Below are 515 nucleotides of genomic sequence, written 5' to 3'. Positions count from 1 at the left end.
TCCGGGATGACATTTCCTTTAGCGTCCTTCGGGCTTAACTCTCTGGCCAGCCTGGAGATACACATGCCGACGGTATGCTTGCCGCCATCGCAGAAACTGATGAGCAGGGGCCAGAGGGAGTCGATCAGGCTCCGGCGTTCCGGCCGGAAACCATATTTGCGTCCTGCCTTACGGCGACCCGTGACAAAAAGGGGATGACGGGAAACGTGAACACGCAGTCTGGGGCGGCCGGTCCGCTTGTCGAACATCACGAGACGGTTGTAGGCATGCCCCAGTTCCCCGGAGAGCTTTTTATAATGCTCAGGACGGAACCAGGACGGGTTTTCACATTTGGCTTTTGTGGAGTGTTCACCGCGCTTGCGGCGGGTCCGCTTTTTGACCGGCTCAGTAAGAAAATTATCCTGTGTGCCGGCATCGACGTCCTGCCAGAAACGGATTAACTCTTCGGCCGGAAGTTCAGACCAGTGAACAGAAATCTGCTTGTCATTCACGGCGGCCTGTTCTTATGGCGGCCG

1 protein-coding gene is annotated in these 515 nt (G+C 56.7%); it reads right to left on the bottom strand.

Translation table 11 applies throughout. The annotated features are described in order from the left end of the window. On the bottom strand, positions 1-491 hold a 491-nt coding region (gene repA, locus AC6BYQ_RS28575), incomplete at its 3' end, for a plasmid replication initiator RepA (RefSeq protein ID WP_498057939.1). Positions 492-515: the final 24 nt, after the last annotated feature.

This window comes from Serratia sp. LTN-2, from assembly GCF_059740205.1.
The sequence above is the reverse complement of the archived record's forward strand: the minus strand, read 5'-3'. Positions and strand labels throughout refer to the sequence as shown.